The sequence below is a fragment of the Pseudomonas fluorescens genome (genome assembly GCF_902497875.1).
Classification (GTDB): Bacteria; Pseudomonadota; Gammaproteobacteria; order Pseudomonadales; family Pseudomonadaceae; genus Aquipseudomonas; species Aquipseudomonas fluorescens_BR.
In genome coordinates this window covers 45,860-69,297 of the sequence record NZ_CABVHY010000010.1, presented here as the reverse complement: position 1 = coordinate 69,297, position 23,438 = coordinate 45,860, and the positions used below count along the sequence as shown (strand labels likewise).

The 23,438-nt window shown below is 59.2% G+C and carries 23 protein-coding genes and 1 pseudogene; 8 read left to right on the top strand and 16 right to left on the bottom strand.

The window, feature by feature from the left end; genetic code table 11:
* The first annotated feature begins 13 nt into the window (after positions 1 to 13).
* Together F8N85_RS11865 and F8N85_RS11860 are read left to right on the top strand one after the other, a co-directional pair.
* Positions 14 to 298 (top strand): annotated as a pseudogene (locus F8N85_RS11865) (fructose-bisphosphate aldolase).
* Positions 299 to 889: 591 nt separating this feature from the next.
* A complete protein-coding gene (locus F8N85_RS11860; protein WP_224795672.1) occupies positions 890 to 1,672 on the top strand; it encodes a hypothetical protein in 783 nt (260 codons plus the stop codon).
* A 35-nt stretch (positions 1,673 to 1,707) separates the two neighbouring features.
* Here the strand turns inward: F8N85_RS11860 and ggt are convergent, their stop codons facing one another.
* Positions 1,708 to 3,435 carry a gamma-glutamyltransferase gene (gene ggt, locus F8N85_RS11855; protein ID WP_150803805.1) on the bottom strand — a complete coding sequence of 576 codons (1,728 nt, stop codon included), beginning with the start codon at positions 3,433 to 3,435 and terminating at the stop codon, positions 1,708 to 1,710.
* Between the two features lie 122 nt (positions 3,436 to 3,557).
* Positions 3,558 to 4,724: a hypothetical protein gene (locus F8N85_RS11850; protein ID WP_191636164.1), complete on the bottom strand. Its 1,167-nt coding sequence runs from the start codon at positions 4,722 to 4,724 to the stop codon at positions 3,558 to 3,560.
* 253 nt (positions 4,725 to 4,977) lie between these two features.
* Here F8N85_RS11850 and F8N85_RS11845 point away from each other — a divergent pair, with 253 nt between their 5' ends.
* Positions 4,978 to 5,256, top strand: coding sequence for a DUF3303 domain-containing protein (locus F8N85_RS11845; RefSeq protein WP_150803804.1), 279 nt, complete (start codon positions 4,978 to 4,980; stop codon positions 5,254 to 5,256).
* Between the two features lie 142 nt (positions 5,257 to 5,398).
* Entirely contained in the window at positions 5,399 to 5,884 is a 486-nt protein-coding gene (locus F8N85_RS11840) for an adenosine-specific kinase (RefSeq protein ID WP_150803803.1), read from the top strand.
* Positions 5,885 to 5,933: 49 nt separating this feature from the next.
* Here the strand turns inward: F8N85_RS11840 and F8N85_RS11835 are convergent, their stop codons facing one another.
* Positions 5,934 to 6,719 carry a sulfite exporter TauE/SafE family protein gene (locus F8N85_RS11835; RefSeq protein WP_150803802.1) on the bottom strand — a complete coding sequence of 262 codons (786 nt, stop codon included), beginning with the start codon at positions 6,717 to 6,719 and terminating at the stop codon, positions 5,934 to 5,936.
* A 368-nt stretch (positions 6,720 to 7,087) separates the two neighbouring features.
* On the opposite strand from F8N85_RS11835, the gene F8N85_RS11830 reads away from it, so the two are divergent.
* The gene (locus tag F8N85_RS11830) at positions 7,088 to 7,468 is read left to right on the top strand and encodes a helicase (protein ID WP_150803801.1); all 381 of its coding nucleotides are present in this window, start codon (positions 7,088 to 7,090) and stop codon (positions 7,466 to 7,468) included.
* A gap of 146 nt (positions 7,469 to 7,614) precedes the next feature.
* Here F8N85_RS11830 and F8N85_RS11825 read toward each other — a convergent pair whose 3' ends face one another.
* The 6 genes from F8N85_RS11825 to exbB form a co-directional block, all read right to left on the bottom strand.
* Positions 7,615 to 9,015 (bottom strand): aminoacyl-tRNA deacylase and HDOD domain-containing protein, encoded by a 1,401-nt coding sequence (locus tag F8N85_RS11825; protein WP_150803800.1) that lies wholly within the window; start codon positions 9,013 to 9,015, stop codon positions 7,615 to 7,617.
* Positions 9,016 to 9,093: 78 nt separating this feature from the next.
* Positions 9,094 to 11,169 (bottom strand): ATP-dependent DNA helicase RecG, encoded by a 2,076-nt coding sequence (gene recG / locus F8N85_RS11820; RefSeq protein ID WP_150803799.1) that lies wholly within the window; start codon positions 11,167 to 11,169, stop codon positions 9,094 to 9,096.
* A gap of 9 nt (positions 11,170 to 11,178) precedes the next feature.
* A complete protein-coding gene (locus tag F8N85_RS11815; RefSeq protein WP_150803798.1) occupies positions 11,179 to 12,096 on the bottom strand; it encodes a hydrogen peroxide-inducible genes activator in 918 nt (305 codons plus the stop codon).
* Between the two features lie 319 nt (positions 12,097 to 12,415).
* Positions 12,416 to 13,165: a TonB family protein gene (locus F8N85_RS11810; protein WP_150803797.1), complete on the bottom strand. Its 750-nt coding sequence runs from the start codon at positions 13,163 to 13,165 to the stop codon at positions 12,416 to 12,418.
* Entirely contained in the window at positions 13,162 to 13,590 is a 429-nt protein-coding gene (gene exbD / locus F8N85_RS11805) for a TonB system transport protein ExbD (protein ID WP_150803796.1), read from the bottom strand. The genes F8N85_RS11810 and exbD overlap by 4 nt, the downstream gene beginning before the upstream one ends.
* Positions 13,591 to 13,596: 6 nt before the next feature.
* On the bottom strand, positions 13,597 to 14,586 hold the full coding sequence (gene exbB / locus F8N85_RS11800) for a tonB-system energizer ExbB (protein WP_150803795.1): 990 nt from the start codon (positions 14,584 to 14,586) through the stop codon (positions 13,597 to 13,599).
* Positions 14,587 to 14,775: 189 nt separating this feature from the next.
* On the opposite strand from exbB, the gene F8N85_RS11795 reads away from it, so the two are divergent.
* Positions 14,776 to 15,633 (top strand): SDR family oxidoreductase, encoded by an 858-nt coding sequence (locus F8N85_RS11795; protein WP_150803794.1) that lies wholly within the window; start codon positions 14,776 to 14,778, stop codon positions 15,631 to 15,633.
* A gap of 79 nt (positions 15,634 to 15,712) precedes the next feature.
* Here F8N85_RS11795 and F8N85_RS11790 read toward each other — a convergent pair whose 3' ends face one another.
* The 6 genes from F8N85_RS11790 to F8N85_RS11765 all read right to left on the bottom strand — a co-directional run bounded on the left by F8N85_RS11790 (position 15,713) and on the right by F8N85_RS11765 (position 21,026).
* A complete protein-coding gene (locus F8N85_RS11790) occupies positions 15,713 to 16,453 on the bottom strand; it encodes a hypothetical protein (protein ID WP_150803793.1) in 741 nt (246 codons plus the stop codon).
* A gap of 64 nt (positions 16,454 to 16,517) precedes the next feature.
* Positions 16,518 to 16,898, bottom strand: a complete 381-nt coding sequence (locus tag F8N85_RS11785) for a RidA family protein (protein WP_003229509.1) — start codon at positions 16,896 to 16,898, stop codon at positions 16,518 to 16,520.
* A 38-nt stretch (positions 16,899 to 16,936) separates the two neighbouring features.
* A complete protein-coding gene (gene spoT / locus F8N85_RS11780) occupies positions 16,937 to 19,042 on the bottom strand; it encodes a bifunctional GTP diphosphokinase/guanosine-3',5'-bis pyrophosphate 3'-pyrophosphohydrolase (protein WP_150803792.1) in 2,106 nt (701 codons plus the stop codon).
* Positions 19,043 to 19,099: 57 nt separating this feature from the next.
* Complete coding sequence (rpoZ, locus tag F8N85_RS11775; RefSeq protein ID WP_150640823.1) at positions 19,100 to 19,363, bottom strand: DNA-directed RNA polymerase subunit omega; 264 nt, start codon at positions 19,361 to 19,363, stop codon at positions 19,100 to 19,102.
* 166 nt (positions 19,364 to 19,529) lie between these two features.
* Positions 19,530 to 20,150 (bottom strand): guanylate kinase, encoded by a 621-nt coding sequence (gene gmk / locus F8N85_RS11770; protein WP_150803791.1) that lies wholly within the window; start codon positions 20,148 to 20,150, stop codon positions 19,530 to 19,532.
* Between the two features lie 12 nt (positions 20,151 to 20,162).
* On the bottom strand, positions 20,163 to 21,026 hold the full coding sequence (locus F8N85_RS11765) for a YicC/YloC family endoribonuclease (RefSeq protein WP_150803790.1): 864 nt from the start codon (positions 21,024 to 21,026) through the stop codon (positions 20,163 to 20,165).
* 280 nt (positions 21,027 to 21,306) lie between these two features.
* On the opposite strand from F8N85_RS11765, the gene rph reads away from it, so the two are divergent.
* Together rph and F8N85_RS11755 are read left to right on the top strand one after the other, a co-directional pair.
* Complete coding sequence (gene rph, locus F8N85_RS11760) at positions 21,307 to 22,029, top strand: ribonuclease PH (protein ID WP_150803789.1); 723 nt, start codon at positions 21,307 to 21,309, stop codon at positions 22,027 to 22,029.
* A gap of 32 nt (positions 22,030 to 22,061) precedes the next feature.
* Positions 22,062 to 22,430 carry a DUF4870 domain-containing protein gene (locus tag F8N85_RS11755; protein WP_150803788.1) on the top strand — a complete coding sequence of 123 codons (369 nt, stop codon included), beginning with the start codon at positions 22,062 to 22,064 and terminating at the stop codon, positions 22,428 to 22,430.
* A 174-nt stretch (positions 22,431 to 22,604) separates the two neighbouring features.
* Here the strand turns inward: F8N85_RS11755 and F8N85_RS11750 are convergent, their stop codons facing one another.
* Entirely contained in the window at positions 22,605 to 23,384 is a 780-nt protein-coding gene (locus F8N85_RS11750; RefSeq protein WP_007934608.1) for an exodeoxyribonuclease III, read from the bottom strand.
* Positions 23,385 to 23,438 lie beyond the last annotated feature (54 nt).

Here is a 23,438-nt window from a genome sequence, read left to right as displayed (position 1 = left end):
TGAGATTTCACCTATGACCATCCAAAATTCGCTCGACCGCTTCATCCCCTTCACCAACATCGTCACCGACGAACCCGTCCTGATGATCGACAGCCAGGCCCCGCTAAGCGACCTGCACGCCTGCGTCAGCGAACGCCTGCACACCGTCCTCAACTACCTGACCCTGATGGCCTGCACCAATCTGCCCGACTAAGCGGAGCGCGACATCAGCACCGTCGTCAATGTCGCCCGCCTGATGATTCAGGACGTCACTGATGTGTTCGGGGTGATTGAGCGGCGAGGGATGGGGGCAGCCTGAGACGGGTGTTAGCGAGCTGGAATAAGACGCCCGCAGCAATGCGGGTTTTTAGAAAGAGGGCATATTTTTTATGGGTCGCAATCAAGCGAACGTCGGAACGCGGAAGAGTAATAAGTACAAGAGTGGCTGCAATATAGAAAGTTAAAATACGAAGGTCGGAGGCAAATTTCGTGCAATGCGTAAATGAACTCCCCGCATTTCTTTTGTTCGGTTTTTAGTTTCCCACCACTTTACTGAACGTGTCAGACGCGACCTTCGTTACAGCCAGAAACAACCTACAAGGGTATCAGATGCACGATTAAAGCCCATCGATTACTATCAAATTAGTTCAAGGGTTTACAACGGAATGACAATTTAAGCCAAGGAGCGACACCCATGAAAGTATCAAAGGCACTTCTCGTAGCGCTGACAATTGCCGCAGGCACCCCTTGCAGGTTCGGCACTAAGTCGTGAAAAAGTTACAAGCTTTATCACCCATCGTGGAGCGCAAGCTAGCGTTGTGCGCCAGAAAACTACAGTTTTAAGCTGCCGATAACCATAGTGCTGCAATGACATTCCCAAGAAGATTTAATAACAAGGAGAACACTCATAATGGTCATTTCAGTCGGCTCGATGCTGATCAATAATAAACAGGCTGCCAGTATCCCTACCCCCTCGACTCAATCTGTCGCAAGAACCATTTCCAGTGCAACAACTCGTGTCACGGAAAAAATCGAAGGTGTCAGTTCGCTTTCATTGCTTGCTCAGCAGTTAAGTGAAAGTGCGAGACGTGCTGAAGCGCGCGATTCAGGGCTGAGCAGGCAGGAGCTCGGCGCAAGAGCCGTCCAATTATTCGGTCGCATCACGGGGGACGGCTACCACGCTAACAAGGCCAAAAATGACGCGGAGGTTCCGAGTACCAGGAATCCTGAACATCTGGCTCGCGCCTGGAAAGCGACACTGTTCGAAAACGGGAGCGGAACAAATCCTTTCGCTGGGCTGTCACGAGATCAGCTTGCGGTGATTACGTTTAATGACAGCGGGACCTTCACGGTCAATGAAAAAAGAGCAGCCTCGAGTGAGGCGTCTCGCCAAGAGGAAGTATGGCGTCAAACGGTCATCGCCAAGGCGGGGGCTGAATATGATGCCACAGGAAAGCTTACCCAGTTCTTTACTGACGTACTTGATCATTATAAAACTTTACCGGGTATCGAGCAGGCGCAATACCCAGCCAGTTACGAAACCAAACTACAAGAATGGATAGACCCTGATTTCAATTATTGGACGCACACGGCTGAAGGCCACGGTAGCCTACAGAGCGTGCTCAATAACATTTTTGATCGAAGCGCTTTTAGCGAGGGGCCACACGGCGCAGATTCAACGCAATCAGACTGAACCTGCTCCGGCCCTGAAACAGGGCTTCACCTCATTCAATACCCTAGCGACAACCCGGACCCCCGCCGCGGATCGTTCGCGCCGTAGTAGCGGTTTTTGCCGACCGGTTTGCCGCCGAGCGACGGCGCTCCGACCAGTATCGCCGCGAGGTGGTTGGCGTCTTGTGGGCCGGTGAATTTCTGGCCCCAGCTTTCAAGTATTTTCTGGGTGTCGGGGCTGACGGCGAAGGTTTCGAGATTGGTCTCTTCCGGCATCCACTGTTGATGGAATCGCGGTGCATCGACCGCTTCCTGGATGTTCATGCCGTAGTCGATGACGTTGAGCATGGTCAGCAAGGTGGCGGTGATAATCCGGCTGCCGCCTGGCGTGCCCAGGACCATCACGGTTTTGCCGTCCTTGGTAACGATGGTCGGGCTCATTGACGACAGCGGGGCTTTGCCTGGGGCGATGGCGTTCGCTTCGCCTTGCACCAGCCCGTACATGTTGGGCACGCCGACCTTGGCGGTGAAGTCGTCCATTTCGTCGTTGAGGATGACGCCGGTCTTGCTGGCCATGACCCCGGCACCAAACCAGTCGTTGAGGGTGTAGGTCACCGACACCGCATTTCCCCATTTGTCGACGATCGAGTAGTGGGTGGTGTTGCTGCCCTCGTGAGGCGCGACCCCGGGTTTGATTTCTTGGGAAACGCCGGCCTTTTGCGGGTCGATGGCGGCGCGCAGCTTGGCCGCGTAATCCTTATCCAACAGATGCGCCACCGGGTTTTTCACGAAGTCCGGGTCGCCCAGATAGCTGTTGCGGTCAACATAGGCGTGGCGCATGGCTTCGATCTGATAGTGCAGCCCCTGAGCCGAGTGATAACCCAGGCTTGGCATCGGATAGCCTTCGAGGATGTTCATGATTTCGCAGATAATCACCCCGCCCGAGCTCGGCGGCGGAGCAGAAATGATGTGATAGCCGCGGTAGTCGCATTCGATCGGCGCGAGTTCGCGGGTCTTGTAGTTGTCGAGGTCGGCCTGAGCGATGATGCCCTTGCCGGCCTGGCTTGACGCGACGATAGCCTCGGCGACCCAGCCCTTGTAGAAACCGTCAGCACCTTTGCTGGCAATTTCCCGCAGGGTCTTGGCCAGGTCTTTTTGCACCAGCTTCTGGCCGACCTGGAGCGGCTCGCCGTTGCTCAGGAAGATCGAGCCCGAATCGTTCATGTCTTTCTTGAATACGTCAGTCGCCGTTGCGAGCAGGTCGACATCGCCCTGATCAAGCACGAAGCCGTCCTCGGCGTACTTGATGGCCGGCATGATGACGTGGCCACGTTTCATCGTGCCGTACTTCTCCAGCGCCAGTTCCATGCCGGACACGGTCCCCGGAACGCCAACCGCCAGGTGTCCCTTGGTGCTCAGGTCCGGGATGACATTGCCATCCTTGTCGAGGTACATGTTCGCGGTGGCGGCCAGGGGCGCCTTTTCGCGGAAGTCGAGGAAGGTCTTGCGACCATCGGCCAACTGGATCGTCATGAATCCGCCGCCGCCAAGGTTGCCTGCCGCCGGGTAGACCACCGCCAGCGCATAGCCGACCGCCACTGCGGCATCGACTGCGTTGCCGCCATCCTTGAGGATATCGACGCCGATGCGGGTAGCAATATGCTGTGCGGTGACCACCATGCCGTTTTCGGCAGCGACCGGGGCTTGCGAAGCAGCCTGTGCACAGGTGAAACCAAGGACGAATGCCGTCGCAATCAGCGATTTGGCAAAGGGTTCGAAGGTCATGGGTCGAGTCTCTTGTTTTAAGGTCGGGGGAGCGTCGTGTCAGATAGCCGACTGCCACTAGACTGTAGGACAGTTTTCGCTTGCCCGATCCGTTAAAACACAGCCCCCAGGCTTCTAACCCGTTATTCACCTGCGGCGTGATCCACGCTGTCAGCGCTCAAGTCGGGTTGTTCACCCGTGCTTCCATCGTCGACAGGAACTTGCTCGTCAGTTCTTTGCTCCTGCACAGCCTCCTGGCCCGGCAGGGGGATTTCTCGCGGTACCGGTCCGAATCTGACCGGCATTTCAATGGCTTTGGTGAGACTTCCTTCGATTTGCCCGGCCAGGTAAAGGACCGATGCCATGACCCCGGTGGTAGGGCTCTTGACCAGCTTGAGCCACGCCTGGTCAAAGGCTGTGCCGAGGTTTTGCCGAACCTGCGCTTCCATTTCCGGCCGATCACTCTCGTGGGCCATGGCGCGAATACCTGCCGCGCCCATGGAGATCATCATGCCTGCTACCCGGCCGGCCGCCGCGGCCGCGGCGCTGGCGATACCTCGGCTGGCGAATTGCGCCTCGAATTTTTCGCTGGTGCGTTTCGCCACTGTCGATATGGCCGTATCCGATGTATTGGCGCCGGTTTTGGCCGCGACAGCATGGATCTGATCGGTCAGGGCCATATAGGCTGGCAGCGTGGCGATGGGCTCGGTGTGGAGTACCTGGTAGAGCGAAGCGTTGTTGGCGGGTGGGGGCGCCAGGGTGATCGCTGGAATGTCGTTGAGCCGACGATTGAGTTGTTGCACGGGGACACCGTAGCGCCGGGCTATAGCCTGTAGTTGTGTGCTAAGGAGTTGAACGTAGAATTCCGTCGCCTGCCCCATGATCGCATCGGGATCGATCTCCACGGCGACGGGGGCGAGTACTCGATCGTGGTATTGCTCCTGCAGATAGGCCGCCAATCGTTTTGTCGAACGGTCTTTCTCGTCTTTTCCAGCGCTTATGGTGTACCAGGTCACCTTCATGGACAGCCATTCCTGGGTCCAGTAGTTGCTGAACCACGGAATGAAGTCTTCCTCGGTGCGCTGGTAGACGCGCAGGCGCCAGTGATCCATAGAGCCGCGAGTGTAGATCTTGGCTTGGTCTGTAGCGTCTTTGGAGGCAGCAACTATGTCCTGATCGACCCGTCGCCAGGTGTTTTCCGAGATCAGCACCTGCGGCTTCAGCTCGGGGGGGCGTTCTTTCGTGGCGCATCCGGCCCCCGCCACTGTCAAGGCGACGAGCAGGGTCACGATCAGGGAGCGCAGATTCAAAATCGCAGCCCCCCCTAGAAAAGATACTGAATGGAACGTCCAGTACGTTCGACCACGCTGTCTTGAGTATAGGTGGCGAAAACGTGATCAGTGGTCATACGCGAGGGGCGGGAGGCTGCTATTCCTTCCCATGGGTGAAGTCGTTTGCGGCCGGCCAGTAGGCGGACCGGAAACAGACGCGTGGCCGTGGCCGCGGCGCCAGCCAGGTGCGCGAAAAGAACAGCAGGTGCCCATCCTTGTCTGGAGGTGGCAGATGTTATTCATTGTCAGTTGGTCAATCAGTCCCGAACGGCGTAACAGCGCGATAGAGCGTTTTCTCAAAACCGGTGGCGCTCCACCAGCAGGTGTGAAGATGCTGGGACGCTGGCATGCAGTAGGACGCATGAGCGGCTTTGGTGTCGCCGAGGCCAGTGATGTGGCTCTGATCCAGAAATGGGTGCTCGATTGGAGTGACCTCATGAGCATGGAGATTCACCCGGCGATGACCGATGAGCAGATAGGACCGCTACTGGCAGCTGCGGTCGGCAAGTAATAGCCGGCACCCCAATAGCGCTGAGGAAAAAGGGGCAGGCTTATTTTCGCTGAATAATTCTGCCTCTTTTTCAAGGCGCCAGACCCGGAAAACCTCAGCTGCCTCTGCAGCGTCAGGCAACTTCGGCAAAGGAGAGATTGGAATGCAACTGTTCACTGTGAAAATCGATAAGCCGCAAGAGACGAACTTCATTTTTGGTCAGACACACTTCATCAAGTCCGTCGAGGACATCCACGAAGCGTTGGTGGGTGCCGTGCCAGGTATCAAGTTTGGAGTGGCCTTCTGCGAAGCTTCTGGCAAGTGCCTGGTGCGCTGGTCCGGCACCGATACGGCCATGATCGAACTGGCCCAGAAGAATGCAAAAGCCATTGCCGCCGGGCATAGCTTCATTATTTTTCTTGGGGAAGGTTTTTATCCGTTGAACCTGCTGAATACCATCAAGATGGTCCCAGAGGTCTGCCGGGTTTTTTGCGCAACCGCCAATCCAACCGAAGTGATTCTGGCTGAAACCGCGCAAGGGCGGGCGGTCCTGGGCGTGGTGGATGGCTTGTGTGCCACTGACATTGAAGGCGACGAAGACATTGTGTGGCGCAAGAATCTGTTGCGACAGATCGGCTACAAGCTATGAATGAAGAGCAGGCGCTTGGGTGATGTTTGGCGTGAGTCTTACAGCTGGATCAAAACGCCAACCTGGAACCAATGAAAATCAGCATGACGGCCAGGCAAGGACGCAATATTTCGTCAGAAACGCGGCCAGATAAATGACTGCCAATGTAAATCCCTGGCAGGGATCCTATCAGTAAGTAGCCTAATAAATGCCAATCCATATTGCCCATGCTCGCATGGCCCAAACCGGCGACTAATGTCAGGGGCACTGCGTGGGCGATTTCTGTCCCCACTAAACGCTTGGTGGAAAGAAAAGGGTACAAGATAAACAGCGCCACAGTACCCAATGCGCCAGCACCGATGGAGGTGAGTGCTACCATTGTGCCGAGTATCAGGCCAGTGACTACCGTCAATATGTTCAGGTTCGAGTCACTGAGCTTATAGTGGTCGCCTGCATGCTTCTGGGCAAATGCCAGCAATCGTTTCTTGAAGAAAATGGCCAGTGCAGTCAGCAACAAAACGAAGCCCAAGGCCTGTTTGATAACCGAATTCATCGCTTGGGTGTCAGTATGCAAACTTTTCAGAAACCACAGCGTTAGCAGTACCGCCGGCACACTGCCAAGGGTCAGCCAGCCGGTAATTTTCCAGTCTATGTTGTCGTTCTTTTTATGAACTAATACACCGCCGGATTTGGTGATGGCCGCATAAAGCAAGTCTGTCCCGACGGCAGTGGCTGGATTAATGCCAAACCATAAAAGAATGGGCGTCATTAAAGAACCACCCCCTATGCCAGTCATGCCGACAATAAACCCGACCACCAAGCCTGCAACGACAAAACCCAAATTACCGAAATCCATTAGCAAGACCTGCAAATCAAGCGTGACCACACAAATATCAGGCCGGCAGCATAGCGATTTTTTTTATAACCACTTATATCGATGTGGTCTGACTTTATAACCTTTTGTGCGCGATGCTCTGACCGCATGACACCGACGCGGTGACCCAGTCGCGGTTTCAACGAATCAAGGAAGAACTGAATCGCTAGTCAGTATGGGTGACACGGGTGCCACCGTCTTGATCGAATGTCTACGCGCGGTTTGTAGTAATTTGTTGCTATAAGTGCTAAAAATCAGTCGATCTCCTTCTAACGAAGGAGATCGGTGGCGTTCTACTGTTAAACCGTTAAACTCCCACGGCCATCCAATAACTCCACGAGGCCGTGTGCATGAAATTTCGTTTTCTTCTCTGGATGCTGGGCCTGCTGATGGGTAAAGCCAGCCGTAATAACCCGGCGTTTCAGCAGCAGTTGGCTGATAAAGAACTGGTGTTCCAGTTGCAGACCCTTGACGGCAAGGTGGCTCGTCACTTCTTCGTCAAAGACCAGCGAATTACCAGCAGTTCGGGTGTTTACCCAACGCCGGCGTTTGCCATTGCCTTTAAAGACGCTGCATACGGCTTTGCGACGATGCAGGCGAAGAACAAGCAATTGGCATTCATGACCGGGATCCAGGATAAGTCGATCCAGATCAAGGGCAACCCGGCGCTGGTGATCTGGTTCCAGGGGTTGACCAAGTATTTGAAGCCGAGGAAAAAGGCGACGGCTTGAGGCTAGTCAGTTTAGCGCTGTGCGGCCTAAAAGATCGCAGCCTTCGGCAGCTCGAGGTTTGCGCACCCCCTGTTATTTCAAAGGTGAACCGGCTTGGCGCAGGAGCTGCCGCAGGCTGCGGTCTTGGCGATTTGGCAGGCGCCGGATCAATGCTGGCTGAACTGCGAAGCCAGTTCGCGCAGCATCACCTCGGCCTCGAGCACTTTGCCGACCACGTCTTCGGCTTTGTCGCGGCTCATGCCCAGACGTTCAAGTAGAGCGTCGGGGATTTCTTCCTCGGGGCCGGAGCCGATGCCGCGGCTGCGCAGCAAGCGTACCGCCAGGCACACCAGGTTCGGATAGGCGGCATAGTCGCCGTCGTAGCCTGGGTCGTGCTGGAAGCGCAGGGCAGTGGACAGTTCTTCCGGCATATCCCAGTAGCGCATCAGCCAGGCACCGATCTGTTCACGGCTGATGCCCAGCAAGTGTTGCTCGACGTAGCTGTGGCACAAATGCGGATTGACCTCCAAGTGGCGGCAGATCAGCGAGAAGTGCGGCGGGAAGACGTGGGCCAGCAGCAGATAGCCGAAGTTGTGCAGCAAGCCTGCCAGGTAGGTCAGGCCGGCTTCCGGGCGCTGGGCGCGGGGCATGGCGCGGGTCAGGCCCTCGATGACCGCGGCGGTGTAGATCGATTGCTGCCAGTAGGGCGTCGTATGTTGTGGATGGTCCTTGGGCAGGCTCAGGGTTTTGCCCAGGGCCAGGCCCAGCGCCAGGTTGATCACCAGATCGAAACCGAGCACGCGAACGATCGCGTCTTCCACTGAACGAATCTTGCCTGGCGAGGCGTAGTACGGCGATGCCGCCCAGCTCACCACTTGCGCGGCCAGGGCCGGATCGGTTTCCACCACACCGGTGATGTCGTCGATGGTGGCGTTGGGGTCGACTCGCAATTTGATGATTTTTTGCGCAGTTTCGGCCAGCGGTGGGATCTCGATGGTCTCTTCGAGGCGTTGCTGAATTCTTCTGGCGGTAAAGGCCTGCACCGCCTGGGTGATTTCCTCGCGGTCATCGTGGGGGCGGTCGAGGTTCGGGCGGATGGCGTTCAAGGCCTCGCCGAAGTGTGCGGCGCTGGCCTTGTTCAGCAGGTTTTTGAAGTCTTCCCGGGAAACTTCCAGCAGCAACTCCGGCTCGCCGGAATTGATCAGCAGACTAGGTTCGCGCAGCAGGCTTTCTTCATAGAGGCAGGGTGAACTGGTGAGGCTCGGCAAACCCGGCAGCAGGCTCAGGTTGTGTTTGCCGAGCATGCGCTCCAGGCGATCCTGCGGCACCGCCGTCAGGCGTCGGCCCGTCAGTTCGCAGAGACGGTTGAGATCGAGCAATTGGCTTTGTGGAAACAGCACCATCAACACGCCGACGGCGTCGTCCAGCAGAACTGCCTGGACCTTGCGCGCGGCGGGAAGGCCGGGATGGTCAAGCACTTCGGTGTAGCTGATGGCCAGCTTGCCCAGCAGCAGCCGGATAACAGACGGAGTGTGTGGGGTTGCTGGAGCAAGGGCAACTTCAGTCATGGCCTGTATCCGTTTTCGAACAATTTCAAGAGTATAACCAGCTTGGTTATGCCATTGGTTCAAAAACTGAGACGCTGCTCACACTTGGCCGTATTGCTGCCCATGTCGTAGCCAGCGTTCCAGCAGCGGGCTCACGTGTTGCGGCCAGCGCTCGAGCAAGGCTTGCGCTGCGTCGCGCACTGCCGGAAGCAGATCGGCGTCGCGCATCAGGTCGGCGACCTTGAACTGCAACAGGCCGGTTTGCCGGGTGCCGAGCATCTCGCCGGGACCGCGCAGTTCGAGGTCTTTCTCGGCGATGATGAAGCCGTCGTTGGTCTCGCGCATGATGCCCAAGCGTTGGCGCCCGATCTGCGACAGTGGCGGATGGTAGAGCAGCACGCAGTGACTGGCGGCGCTGCCACGACCGACTCGCCCACGCAACTGGTGCAGCTGGGCGAGACCCAGGCGCTCGGGGTTTTCGATGATCATCAGGCTGGCGTTGGGCACATCGACGCCGACTTCGATCACCGTGGTCGCCACCAGCAATTGCAGGGCGCCGGCCTTGAACTCGGCCATGACCGCCGCCTTCTCGGCGGGCTTCATGCGCCCGTGAATCAGTCCAACCCGCAATTCACCAAGCGCACTGGTGAGGTCTTCATAGGTGGTTTCGGCGGCCTGGCAGGTCAGTTCTTCGGATTCTTCAATCAGCGTGCACACCCAATACGCCTGGCGCCCCTCGGCGCAGGCCGCGCGCACCCGTTCGATGACTTCGATGCGCCGGGTATCGGTGATCAGCACGGTGTTCACCGGAGTCCGGCCGGGCGGCAGCTCGTCGAGGATCGAGGTGTCGAGGTCGGCGTAGGCGCTCATGGCGAGGGTGCGCGGAATCGGCGTAGCGGTCATGATCAGCTGATGCGGACACATCCGCCCACCCACGCCTTTCTGACGCAACGCCAGGCGTTGCTGCACGCCGAAGCGGTGCTGCTCGTCGATGATTGCCAGGGCCAGGTTCTTGAACTGCACTTCGTCCTGGAACAGCGCATGGGTGCCGACCACCATGGGTGTGCCGTTGGCAATCTGCTCCAATGCCGCTACGCGGTTTTTTCCTTTGAGCTTGCCGGCCAGCCAGGCAGTTTCGATACCCAGCGGTTCGAGCCAGCGGGAGAAGTTGATGAAGTGCTGTTCGGCGAGAATCTCGGTCGGCGCCATCAGTGCGACTTGATAGCCAGCCTCCAGTGCCTGCAGGGCGGCGAGGGCGGCGACCACGGTTTTACCGGCACCGACATCGCCCTGGATCAGTCGCAGCATCGGCTCGGGCTGGCTGAGGTCGTAGGCGATTTCGTTGCCAACCCGTTGCTGCGCGCCGGTTGGCGGGAAGCCCAGGTTGGCCAGGTATTTTGCGGGCAGTACTTTGGCTTTCGGCAAGGCCGGCGCACGCTGGGAGCGCAGGCTCTCGCGCAGGCGCTGTTGGGACAGCTGATGAGTCAACAGCTCTTCAAACGCCAGGCGGTGCTGCGCCCAGTGATGACCCAGGGCGAGCTCGTCGACGTCGGCGTCCGCCGGAGGGTGGTGCAGGTAACGAATGGCGTCGTCCAGCGGCGCTAGCTGATAGTCCCGCGCCAGTTCTTCCGGCAGCCAGTCGGGCAGGCTTTGCGGGCCCAGCAGGGCCAGGGTTTGCTGACACAGCTGGCGCAGCCGCTGCTGGGTCAGGCCTTCGGTGAGCGGGTAGATCGGCGTCAGGGTCTGATCCACCGGTGGTGGCTCGTCGCCGTTGATGGCGCGGTATTCCGGGTGATAGATTTCCAGGCCCGAGGCGCCGGGCCGGGCCTCGCCATAACAGCGCACTCGGGTACCGCGTTTGAGGCCTTCTTTTTGCGCGTTGCTGAAATGATAGAAGCGCAGACTGAGCCCACCGGTACCGTCCTGCAGGCGCACCAGTAAGCTGCGCCGCTTGCCCATGACCACGTCGGCGCCGCTGACGGTACCTTCGATCACCGCATCCTGGCCCGGCCGCAATTGGCCGATCGGCACCACGCGGGTGCGGTCCTGATAGCGCAATGGCAGGTGAAACAGGACGTCCTGGAGATTCTCCAGGCCGACCTTGGCCAGTTTCTCGGCCATGGCTTCACCGACGCCCTTGAGCGCCGTGACCGGCACTTTCGACAGCTCAGTCATTGCGCCTGCTCAGGCCGCTGCTGGCGGCTTGGCCACCGAGCACAGGCGGATCGAGTCAGCGAGAATTTCAATCGCTTTTGGCCGCGGGAAGCTGGCGCGCCAGGCGATCGCCACGGTGCGGAACGGCACGGGTGGCGCCAGCGGGCGCACTTCGAGCACGCCGGGGGCGTAATGATGGCTGTCCACCGCCGAGAGTGGCAGGATCGAGATGCCCAGGCCGGAAGCGACCATGTGCCGAATGGTTTCCAGGGAGCTGGATTCGACCGTGGTGTGCTTGGCGCCTTCGCTGCCCTTCAGGGTCGGGCAGGCCTCGAGTACCTGATCGCGGAAGCAGTGACCTTCGCCGAGCAGCAACAGGCTCTTGTCGTTGAGCAAGCTGGCGTCGATGGTCTTCTTCTGGGTCCAGGCGTGCCCGCTTGGCATCAGCACGTAGAACGGCTCGTCGTACAGTTGCAGGGTCAGCACGTCGGCTTCGTTGAACGGCAGGGCGATGATGATCGCGTCCAACTCGCCGTTGCGCAGTTTGTCGCGCAGGACGTGGGTAAAGTTTTCTTCGATGTACAACGGCATCTGCGGGGCGACCCGGTGCAGTTGCGGAATCAGATGGGGAAACAGGTACGGACCCACCGTGTAGATCGCGCCGACTTTCAGCGGGGCGGTCAGCTGGTTTTTGCCGGCCTGGGCCAGTTCGCGGATGCCTTGGGCCTGTTCGAGAACCTTCTGGGCCTGGGCGACGATACCTTCGCCAACGGGCGTCAGGCGCACCGCGCTTTTGCTGCGCTCGAAAATCAGCACACCGAGTTCGTCTTCAAGCTTCTTCACGCCGACCGACAGGGTCGGCTGGCTGACATGGCAACGCTCGGCCGCGTGGCCGAAGTGCTGCTCTTGAGCGAGGGTAACGATGTAGCGTAATTCTGTGAGAGTCATAGTGGCGTCCATGAGGTTGCGAGCCAAGCATACCGGCTGCAATCGATAGACGCACGTTATCAGAGAGAGGGCAGAGTGCGACACTCTGCAATGCATGTTTGGCGGTGGCTGACATATAAAAGGCACCTTTCAGTGCCTTTTAGTGTGAAAGCTGTCCCTGTGGCGAGGGAGCTTGCTCCCGCTGGGTCGCGAAGCGACCCCAAAACCAGCAACCGCGGCCCTTCAGGAATACTGCGGTCGCTGGTTTTACGACTGCTACGCCCGAGCGCGGACCGGCCGGCGGGAGCAAGCTCCCTCGCCAGGGGGGTTGTGTCCGGCTTTAGCGCCGGCGTTTTTCCAGGGAATAAACGAACGGGGCGACGATTTCGATCGAGCCATTGCTCAGCATGTCGGCCGGCGGCTTGGGCAGGGGCTGGGCGCGGCGAATCATTTCCAGGGTGGCCCGGTCCAGATCGGCATTGCCCGAACGTCCTACCAGCTCAAACGACAGCACGTTGCCTTCAGCGTCGACCACGAAGCGCAGACGGTTCAAGCCTTCCTTGCCGCGTGCTTGAGCTCCAGCCGGATACTTCTTGTACTTTTGCAGGTGTGCCAACAACGTGCCTTGCCAGCTTTCCTTGGCGGCCTTTTGCGCCGAGGTAGGGCCGGGTGCAGGCGCCGCGGCTTTCTCTGTCGGTGCAGGCGTCGGTGGAGCGTCGCTAGGTTTTTCCTCGGAAGGTTTTTCCTTTGGCAGCTCCGGCTTTTTCTCCACAGGCTTGGGCGGTTGTGGCTTTGGCTTGGGTTTGACCGGCTTGGGCACGGAGATGGTCGGCTTCGGCGCTTCCGCGAGTTTTGGCAGCGGCAGTTCTTCCACCGGTGCCGGTGGTTGCGGTGGCGTCACGACCTTTGGCGGTGCCGGTGGTGGCGGTGCCGGTAGCGGCGCCAGTTCGACCATCATCGCCAGCGGTGGCAGTTCGACCGGCTGTGGCGAGGACCAGTTGAGCGCGAGGAGAATCGCGACCGCGTGGACGCCCAGCACCACGGCCAGGCTACCGCTGTAACGCGTCAGCTTTTGGCGCGTCGTGATCATTTTTTGGCTGCCGTCTCAAGTCCGACCAGGCCGACTTTGAGGTAGCCGGCTGCCCGCAGGGCATCCATCACGCTCATCAAGTCGCCGTAGTCCACGCCTTTATCGGCCTGGAAGAAGATCGTGGTGTCCTTCTTGCCCTGGGTCTTGGCATCGAGCGTCGCGCCAAGGGTTTCGGCTTTGACTTCGTCTTCACCGAGGAACAGGCGCTGGTCCGCCTTGACGCTGAGGAACACCGGTTTCTCTGGCCGCGGCGCCGGTTTGGCGGTCGAAGCTGGCAGGTCGACTTTGATGTCCACAGTCGCCAGCGGTGCGGCGACCATGAAGATGATCAGCAGCACCAGCATCACGTCGATAAACGGCGTGACGTTGATTTCGTGGTTCTCGGCGAGATCGTCGTCAGCGCCTTCTCTTAAATGCAGGCCCATGGCCGATTACCCCATTTTCACCATGTGCGGTTGCGAGCTGCGCTCGGTAGGCTGGTGGTCGAGGTCGCGGCTGACCAGCAGCAGGACTTCGGCCGAAGCATCGGAAACCTGTGCCTTGTAACCGGCAATGGAGCGGGCGAAGACGTTGTAGATCACTACCGCCGGGATCGCCGCAACCAGGCCCAGTGCCGTTGCCAACAGGGCTTCGGCAATGCCGGGAGCAACCACGGCGAGGTTGGTGGTCTGGGTCTTGGCGATACCGATGAAGCTGTTCATGATGCCCCACACGGTACCGAACAGGCCGACGAAGGGCGCGGTGGAACCGATGGTTGCCAGCACGCCGGTGCCGCTGCTCATATTGCGGCCACAGGCTGCAACCAGGCGCTCGAGGCGGAAGGCGACGCGTTCCTTGATGCCTTCTTTTTCACGGCTGTTGACCGACAGGCGCATTTCTTCCAGTGCGTCGTGGACCAGCAGGTTGGCGAGGGTGCCTGCCTTGGTGGCAGTGGCGCTGGCTTCTTTGAGGGTGGTGGCTTTTTTCAGATGGGCGATTTCACTGCGCAGACGACGCTTGGCGCCCAGCAGCTCAAAGCCCTTGGCGATCCAGATGGTCCAAGTGATGATCGAAGCGATGGCCAGGCCGATCATCACGACTTTCACGATGATGTCAGCATTCTGGTACATGCCCCAAGGCGACAGGTCGTGGGCCATGCCCAGGGTGTTGTCCGCTTCGAGTACTTCAGGCAGGTCTTCGAGTGGTGCGCCTTCAGCGGCCAGCGCCGGGTCGGCAGCGACCGGAGTCGCAGCCGGGGCAGCAGGCTCAGCGTTGCCATGAGCAGCAGCGGCAGCGGCAGGCGGGGTGGCTGGCACAGGTTCATCGGCGAAAGCGGCGGTCGGTGCCAGCAGCAGGCTGAACAGCAGCGCTGTTACCATGCGCCATGCGCCCGACGGGCTCGGAAGTTTGGTTGGCGAAGCGGGGAGTTGATTGCTTGTCATGCTGGCCGGACCTGAGAGAAAAAGAGGGTGGATGTCCTTCCAGGCCTCGCAGGGCCGAGAACAAAATAGGCGGGCATTATTGCAAGTAATTCTTGTTAACAAAAGTAATAGAGTATCTTTTTTTCTTCGATTGCCAGCCGCCGGTCCGTTCTCGACGCCAGGCCATGTGCTTCTGAAAGGAGTTTTGTGATGTCCACCCCTTCTGTTTTGATCGCCGGCTGCGGTGATGTCGGCAGCCGTCTGGCCACGCAATTGCTGGCCGAGGATTGGCTGGTTTACGGGCTGCGGCGCAATATTTCACGCCTGCCGAACGGCGTCGAAGGGGTCGCGGGCGATCTGTTCAACGAGCAGTGCCCGGCTGACTGGCCGACTGCATCGGTGGATTACCTGGTCTATTGCGCGGCGGCCACGGTGCATGACGAAGCGGGCTATCGCGCGGCCTATGTCGAAGGCCTGCGGCATGTGCTGGACTGGTTGAAGCAGCACGGCCAGCAGCCGAAGCGGCTGTTGTTCGTCTCCAGCAGTAGCGTGTATGGCCAGCAGACGGGCGAATGGATCGATGAACGTTCGCCAACCGAGGCCGGCGGTTACTCCGGACGTTTGATGCTCGAGGCTGAGCAAGTGGCTTTGCAGAGCGGCATACCGGCCAGTCTGGTGCGTTTGACCGGTATTTACGGGCCGGGCCGCGAGTGGTTGTTGACTCAGGTGCGCCAGGGTTATCGCGTGGCGATCGACCCGCCGCTGTATGGCAACCGGATTCACGTCGACGACGCAGCGGGACTGCTGGCCTTCTTGTTACAGGCGGATCATCGGGGGGAAGTGCTGCACGACTGCTACATCGGTGTCGACGATGCGCCCGTGCCACTGGCGGAAGTGGTCGGATGGTTGCGCGAGTACCTGGGGGTCACTGAGTGGGCGGCCGATGCCAGTGTCCGGCGCAACGGCAGCAAGCGTTGCAGCAACGCCCGGGCACGGGCGTTGGGTTGGGTGCCGCGTTATCCGAGTTTTCGTGAAGGCTATGCGGCGATTCTTGAAGGGCGGTGCTGACGGTCAATCACCGCGATATAAATGTGGGATCGCCGCGCCGTCGCTCCCACATTGGATTTTTGTTGCAGCTAGATTTGGATCACTGCTTTTCCAGCAGCCACTGACGATTACCGGGCGTGAACGAAGGCATCTCGTCCGCCTGAGCGGTATTGATCGTTTGGAATATCTCCAGTTGCTTGTCCTTGCGCGCGAAAATCCAGGTATTGCCCTGGCCGTTCTGTTGCAGCCAGATGTTGTCGTTGCCACCGCTCATTGACGCGCAATCGCCAGCCAGGCACAGGGCGTAGCGATCGGCGCCTGGCAAGCCTTCAATCCGGCCATCGGCCTGGAACCGAGCGGTGTTGCCTTCGCCAGGGCCGCTGACGATCTTCCAGCCGCCACCCATGTAAGCGGAGTACAAGGCTCGCTCGAAGCTGGCGCCGATCGGTGCGCCTGCGGGAACTGTGTCTTGTGCGCGATCGAAAACCTGTTCCGGTTCGGAGTCGGTTGCCATTTGCTGCAGCTGTTTGCCGTCGCGACTGAGTTCGCTGGCGGAGCTGCCATAGAAGTCGACTTTCCAGGCGCCGGACTCTTCACCCAGCAGCTTGCCTTCGACGTTCTCAAAACCGTTGGTGTAGCGCGCCTGACCGGCTCTGGTGTTGATGTCCCATTCCAGGTTTGGACCATAGGCCTGGAGGGCTTCACGCAAGGGGCCGCCTTTGGCAGCAGCATCGATTGCCGACTGATTGATCCAGGTGCCGCTGATGTCGCGGTCGGCGGGGTCGCTGGCACAGCCGCCGAGGAAAACGGCGAGCAACGAGAGAGCAAGCGCTTGGCGCATGACGGAATCCTTTCAAAACGAAAATGGCGCAGCACGATGGCTGCGCCAGAACCTGTGACCAGAGTTACTCGATGACGAGAATGGCGTCCATTTCGACCTGCGAGCCTTTTGGCAGTGCCGCGACGCCGATGGCGGCGCGGGCAGGGTAAGGCTGGTCGAAGTATTTACCCATGATCTCGTTGACCTTGGCGAAGTGGCTCAGGTCGGTGAGGAAGATGTTCAGTTTGACGATGTCCTTGAACGAACCACCGGCGGCTTCAGCCACGGCCTTGAGGTTCTCGAAAACCTGAACGGTCTGGGCTTCGAAGCCCTCGACCAATTCCATGGTTTTCGGGTCCAGCGGGATCTGGCCGGACATGTAGACAGTGTTGCCAGCCTTGATTGCCTGGGAATAAGTGCCGATGGCAGCAGGTGCCTTGTCGCTGGTGATAACAGTCTTGGTCATGGATGACTCCTTGTAATAGGCCGGGCTATTTGGGCGAGCTATGCACGCATGCGAGTGATGCGGGTGACCCCGGTCAGGGCTCGCAGTTTCTTGATCACGCGGGCCAGGTGCACGCGGTCGTGCACGCTGACCACCAGTTGGACCACGCTGATGCGACCATCGCGTTCGTCCATGCTGATTTTTTCGATATTGCCGTCGGCGGCATTGACGCTGCTGGCCAGCAGGGCGATCAGGCCGCGCTGGTGTTCCAGCTCGACGCGCAGTTCGACGTTGAATTCGCCGGTGACATCCTTGGCCCAGGAAAGCTGGATGCATTTTTCCGGGTTATGGCGGATTTCGCTGATGTTGCGGCAGTTGTCCAGGTGCACCACCATCCCTTTGCCTGCGGACAGGTGGCCGACAATCGGGTCGCCAGGGATCGGTGTGCAACATTTCGCGTAGCTGAGGACCAGGCCTTCGGTGCCGCGGATCGCCAGCGGACCCTCAGCGCTCGGTAGCTGTTCGCCTTCGCCGAGCAGGCGGCGGGCGACGACATAGGCCATGCGATTGCCCAGCCCGATGTCTTCAAGCAGGTCTTCGATCAGTTCCAGGCGGTATTCTTGGAGCATCGCCTGGATGCGCTCGGCCGGAACTTTTTCCAGCGAACTGTCGAAACCGTTGAGCACTTTGTTCAGCAGGCGTTCGCCGAGGCTGATGGATTCTGAGCGGCGTTGCAGTTTCAGGGCGTGACGAATATGCGTACGGGCCTTGCCGGTGACCACGAAGTTGAGCCAGGCCGGGTTGGGTCGCGCACCCGGAGCGCTGACGATTTCCACGGTCGAGCCGCTTTGCAGCGGTTCGGAGAGCGGCGCCAGGCGACGGTTGATCCGGCAGGCGATGCAGCTGTTGCCGACGTCAGTGTGGACCGCATAGGCGAAGTCGACCGCCGTGGAGCCTTTGGGCAGCTCCATGATCCGGCCTTTGGGCGTGAAGACGTAGACCTCGTCCGGGAACAGGTCGATCTTCACGCTTTCGATGAATTCGAGGGAGTTGCCAGCGCGCTGCTGCATCTCCAGCACGCCCTTGACCCATTGGCGAGCACGGGCATGAGTGCCCTTGGGTTGCTCGTCGCCGGTGGATTTGTACAGCCAATGGGCGGCGATGCCGTTGTTGGCCATCTCTTCCATTTCACGGGTGCGGATCTGGATCTCGATCGGTACGCCGTGCATGCCGAACAGGGTGGTATGCAGAGACTGATAGCCGTTGGCCTTGGGGATCGCGATGTAATCCTTGAAGCGTCCCGGCAGCGGCTTGTACAAGTTATGTACAGCCCCAAGCACTCGGTAGCAGGTATCGACCTTGTCGACGATGATGCGAAACGCGTAGACGTCCATGATCTCGTTGAAGGCCCGACGCTTGCCGCGCATCTTCTTGTAGATGCCGTAGATGTGTTTCTGCCGACCGCTGACCTCGCCCTGAATACCGTCGATGGCCAGGCAGTGGCTGAGGGATTCTTCGATCTTGTTGACGATTTCCTTGCGGTTGCCCCGGGCGCGTTTGACCGCCTGGTAGATTCGCGCGGAACGCATCGGGTGCATGGCCTTGAAGCCGAGGTCTTCGAACTCTATGCGGATGCTGTGCATGCCCAGGCGGTTGGCGATGGGTGCATAGATCTCCAGGGTTTCCTTGGCGATCCGCCGGCGCTTCTCGCCGGACAGCACTTCCAGGGTCCGCATGTTGTGCAGGCGGTCGGCCAGCTTGACCAGGATCACGCGAATATCGCGGGCCATGGCCATGGCCATTTTCTGGAAGTTTTCCGCTTGGGCTTCGGCCTTGGTCTCGAAGTTCATCTGGGTCAGTTTGCTGACCCCATCGACCAGTTCGGCCACGGTTTCACCGAACTGCGCCGAGAGCGCTTCCTTGGCAATACCGGTGTCTTCGATCACGTCATGCAGCATGGCCGCCATCAGGCTCTGATGGTCCATATGCATGTCGGCAAGAATATTCGCCACCGCCAGCGGGTGCGTGACGTAGGCTTCACCGCTACGCCGGCGTTGCCCGTCATGGGCTTGTTCGGCGTAGAAGTACGCTCGGCGAACCAGGTTGACCTGGTCCGTGCCGAGATAGGTCGATAAGCGATCGGCGAGGGCGTCTATGCTCGGCATGATGACTCCTGCCGATGGCTTTGACCCTGCGCCGTGCTACGTCGACCAGGCATAGGCTTAGACGGCCTCGTTGGACTCGTCCTCGAACGCCGCGAACAGCGGTTCGTCTTCAACGATTTCAGCTTCAGCGATAACTTCATAGCTCATCAGGCCAGCCGCGATTTCGCGCAACGCCATGACTGTAGGCTTATCGTTTTCCCAAGCCAGCTTTGGCTCTTTGCCGCCGGTCGCCAATTGACGAGCACGTTTGGTAGAGAGCATGACCAGCTCAAAGCGGTTAGCCACGTGATCTAGGCAGTCTTCAACGGTTACGCGGGCCATGGTATTCCTCGTAGCAAATGCAATATGCGCGCTGCCCGGATGGGCGAGCGGACTCAACAGTTTAAAAAATCACCAGCGTTTAGGGAAGCGCTGATTTTCCGCCGAGCACTCCACTGCGCTACAAGGGCCAATGTAAAGCCCTTGCAGCGGTTTTGGGAAGTGCTTTTTAGCCCAACAGTTCGGCCAGTAATTTACCAAAACGTTGCTGCTGGCGCTTTTGATGGAGCTGGTTGGTGCGGAAAATCGCTTTCAGATCCTCCAGCGCAGTCGCGAAGTCATCGTTGATGATCAGGTAGTCGTAGTCGACGTAATGGCTCATCTCGCTGACCGCTTCATGCATCCGGCCTTCGATGATTTCGTCGCTGTCCTGGCCGCGATTGGTCAGGCGCTGGCGCAAGGCCTGCTGGGACGGCGGCAGAATGAAGATCGAGCGGGCCTGGGGCATCAACTTGCGTACTTGCTCGGCGCCTTGCCAGTCGATTTCCAGAATCAGGTCGTGGCCTTCATCCAGGGTCTGCTGCAAATGACTTTGCGAGGTGCCATAGAGGTTGCCGAAAACTTCGGCGCGCTCGAGGAAGTCACCGTGCTCGATCATCCGCACGAACTCGGCGCGGTCGACGAAGTTGTAATTCACGCCGTCGATTTCACCCGGGCGCATGGCGCGGGTGGTGTGGGAGACCGATACGCGGATGTGCGGCTGCGCGTCGATCAGGGCCTTGACCAGACTGGTCTTGCCCGCGCCCGAAGGCGCGGAAATGATGTAGAGGGTGCCGGTGCTGTGGGTCATGTCGGGGTAGCCTTACTCAATATTCTGCACTTGTTCGCGCATCTGCTCGATCAACACTTTGAGGTTGACCGCAGCCTGGGTGCTGCGCGGGTCGAAGGCTTTGGAGCCCAGTGTGTTGGCTTCGCGGTTGAGCTCCTGCATCAGGAAGTCCAGGCGCCGACCGGCGGCGCCGCCGGACTTGAGCACGCGGCGAACTTCGATGATGTGGGTGCTCAACCGATCCAGTTCTTCGGCCACGTCGCTTTTTTGCGCGAGCATGACCATTTCCTGTTCCAGGCGCTGCGGGTCCAGATCGGCCTTCATGTCGGCGAAGCGGTCGAGGACTTTCTGGCGCTGGGTCGCGAGCATTTGCGGAACCAGCTCACGCAGGGTCACCACGTCTTCTTCTATGGAGTTCAGACGCTCGTTGATCAGCCGGGCCAGCTCCGCGCCTTCGCGCTCGCGGCCACTCTTGAGTTCTTTCAAGCCCTGGTTGAACAGGTTCAGGGCTTCAGCGTTCAGCGCTTGCGGGTCGGTCGCGTCGGCCACCAGCACGCCTGGCCAGGCCAGGACTTCCAGCGGGTTCAAGGCTGCCGGGTGTTTGATCAGGCTGGCCACGGTCTCTGCTGCAGCAACGAGTTGCGCGGCGCGCTCGCGATCAACCTGCAACGGCTTGCCGGTGGTTTCTTCGGTGAAGCGCAGGGTGCATTCGAGTTTTCCGCGGGACAAGCCCTGGCGCAACGCTTCACGCACGGCGCCCTCAAGGTCGCGAAAAGACTCTGGCAGACGCAGGTGCGGTTCCAGGTAGCGGCTGTTGACCGAGCGCAACTCCCAGCTCAGGGTGCCTTGGGTGCCGGCTTTTTCGACGCGGGCGAAGGCGGTCATGCTATGCACCATGGAGGTACCTCGCGATTCGGGCCCGCTCCCAACCTCATTGGGTTTGAGTGGGCCTGATGGATAAATTAAAGTCGACAGGCTGCAAAGGCGCAGGATTGTAACGCAGTGCGGCGAATGCCCCCAAACCAAGCGTGTGACAAAGCGCTGCAGGCGCCCGACGGTCAGCTTCAAGCCCATGTTCAGAGCCTTCGGTCGCGCCGCAGATTTTTTAGAAGTGCCCAGTCGGTGCTGCGGGCTCTATAATGCTCGGCAGATTTCCGTCCCCGTACAGGTATTCCCTATGAAACGTCCAAGTGGTCGCGCTGCCGATCAGCTCCGCTCGATCCGCATCACCCGCAACTACACCAAACACGCCGAGGGATCTGTACTGGTCGAGTTCGGTGATACCAAGGTGATTTGCACGGTCAGCGTCGAAAACGGCGTGCCGCGCTTCCTCAAGGGGCAGGGCCAGGGTTGGTTGACTGCTGAATACGGCATGCTGCCGCGCGCCACTGGCGAGCGTAACCAGCGTGAAGCGAGCCGTGGCAAACAAGGTGGTCGCACGCTGGAGATCCAGCGTTTGATCGGCCGTTCCCTGCGCGCCGCACTGGATATGTCCAAGCTGGGCGATGTCACCCTGTTCGTCGATTGCGATGTGATCCAGGCTGATGGCGGCACTCGCACTGCGTCGATCACCGGCGCCATGGTTGCCCTGATCGATGCCTTGAAAGTGATCAAGAAGCGTGGCGGCCTGAAAGGCGGTGACCCGCTCAAGCAAATGATCGCGGCTGTTTCGGTGGGGATGTATCAGGGCGAGCCTGTGCTTGATCTGGATTACCTGGAAGACTCGGCTGCCGAGACCGATCTCAATGTCGTGATGACCAGCACCGGTGGCTTCATTGAGGTTCAGGGCACTGCCGAAGGCGCACCGTTCCAGCCTGAAGAGCTGAACGCGATGCTGGCATTGGCGAAGAAAGGCATGAACGAGATTTTCGAGCTGCAGAAAGCTGCTCTGGCTGACTGATAGCCCCGACTTCCAGCAAGGAGAGCGTCACCATGAGTGAGGATCAACTGCCACTGCCTGCGCCGAGCCGCGAGGTTCGCCAGTGGGCGATGTTTTGTCATCTCTCCGCATTGCTGGGAATCTGGATTCCATTCGGGACCTTGATCGGGCCGCTGATTCTCTGGCAGTGGAAGCGCGAGACGGACCCGTTCATCGATGCGCAGGGCAAGGAGGCGCTGAACTTCCAGATCACCGTCGCCATTGCCTCGGCGATCTGCTTCTTGCTGATGGTGGTGGTGATCGGGTTCTTCCTGCTCGGGCTGGTGGCGATCGGCGCTCTGGTGCTGACGATCATCGCCGGGGTCAAGGCCAATGAAGGGCAGCCGTATCGCTATCCGTTCACCTGGCGGTTGATCAAGTAGTCGCGGGCATAGATCCCTTGTGGGCGCGAGCCTGCTCGCGATAGCGGTCTGACTGTCACCGCGTTGGTGTCTGGTCTACCGTCATCGCGAGCAGGCTCGCTCTCACATTGAAATATCAGCGTCCACAAAAAAGCCGACATCGCTGTCGGCTTTTTTGTGGCTGCGAAAAAACGCTTAGATGGTCAGCGTCCAGTCGTAATCCACAATCAGCGGTGCATGCTGCGAGAAGCGCGGCTGACGTGGCAGGCGTGCGCTACGGACGAAACGACGCAAGCCCGGAGTCAGCAGCTGGTAGTCGAAACGCCAGCCCAGGTTGAGCATCTCGGCCTGTTCGTTGTCCGGCCACCAGCTGTACTGGTCACCTTCACGGCTGACTTCACGCAGGGCATCGACATAGCCCATGTTGCCGACAATCTCGTCCATCCAGGCCCGTTCCGGCGCCAGGAAACCCGGGGATTGCTGGCTGTCGCGCCAGTTCTTGATATCCAGCTTCTGTTGCGCCACGTAGAGCGAGCCACAATAAATGTACTCGCGCCGTTTGCGCCGCTGTTTATCCAGATAGCGGGCGAAGTCGTCCATAAGCTTGAACTTCTGGTTCAAGTCTTCATCGCCATTCTGCCCTGATGGAAGCAGCAAGGTCGCGATGCTGACCTTGTCGAAATCGGCTTGCAGGTAGCGCCCGTAGCGGTCTGCCGTCTCGAAACCGAGACCGCTGATGACAGCCTTCGGTTGCAGCCGCGAATATAAAGCCACGCCACCTTGGGCGGGGACTTCGGCTTCGCAGGCATAAAGGAAGTAGCCATCCAGTTGGAAGGCTGGGTCGTCCAGTTCAAAGGCGGAGGCGCGGGTGTCCTGCAAGCAGATGACGTCGGCATTCTGTGCTTGCAGCCAACTGAGCAAACCACGCTCGACTGCAGCCTGAATACCATTGACGTTCACACTGATGATCCGCATATGTGGCCCCAAAAATCGCGTGCGGGTATGATACCCGAGGTCTACCTAATTAGC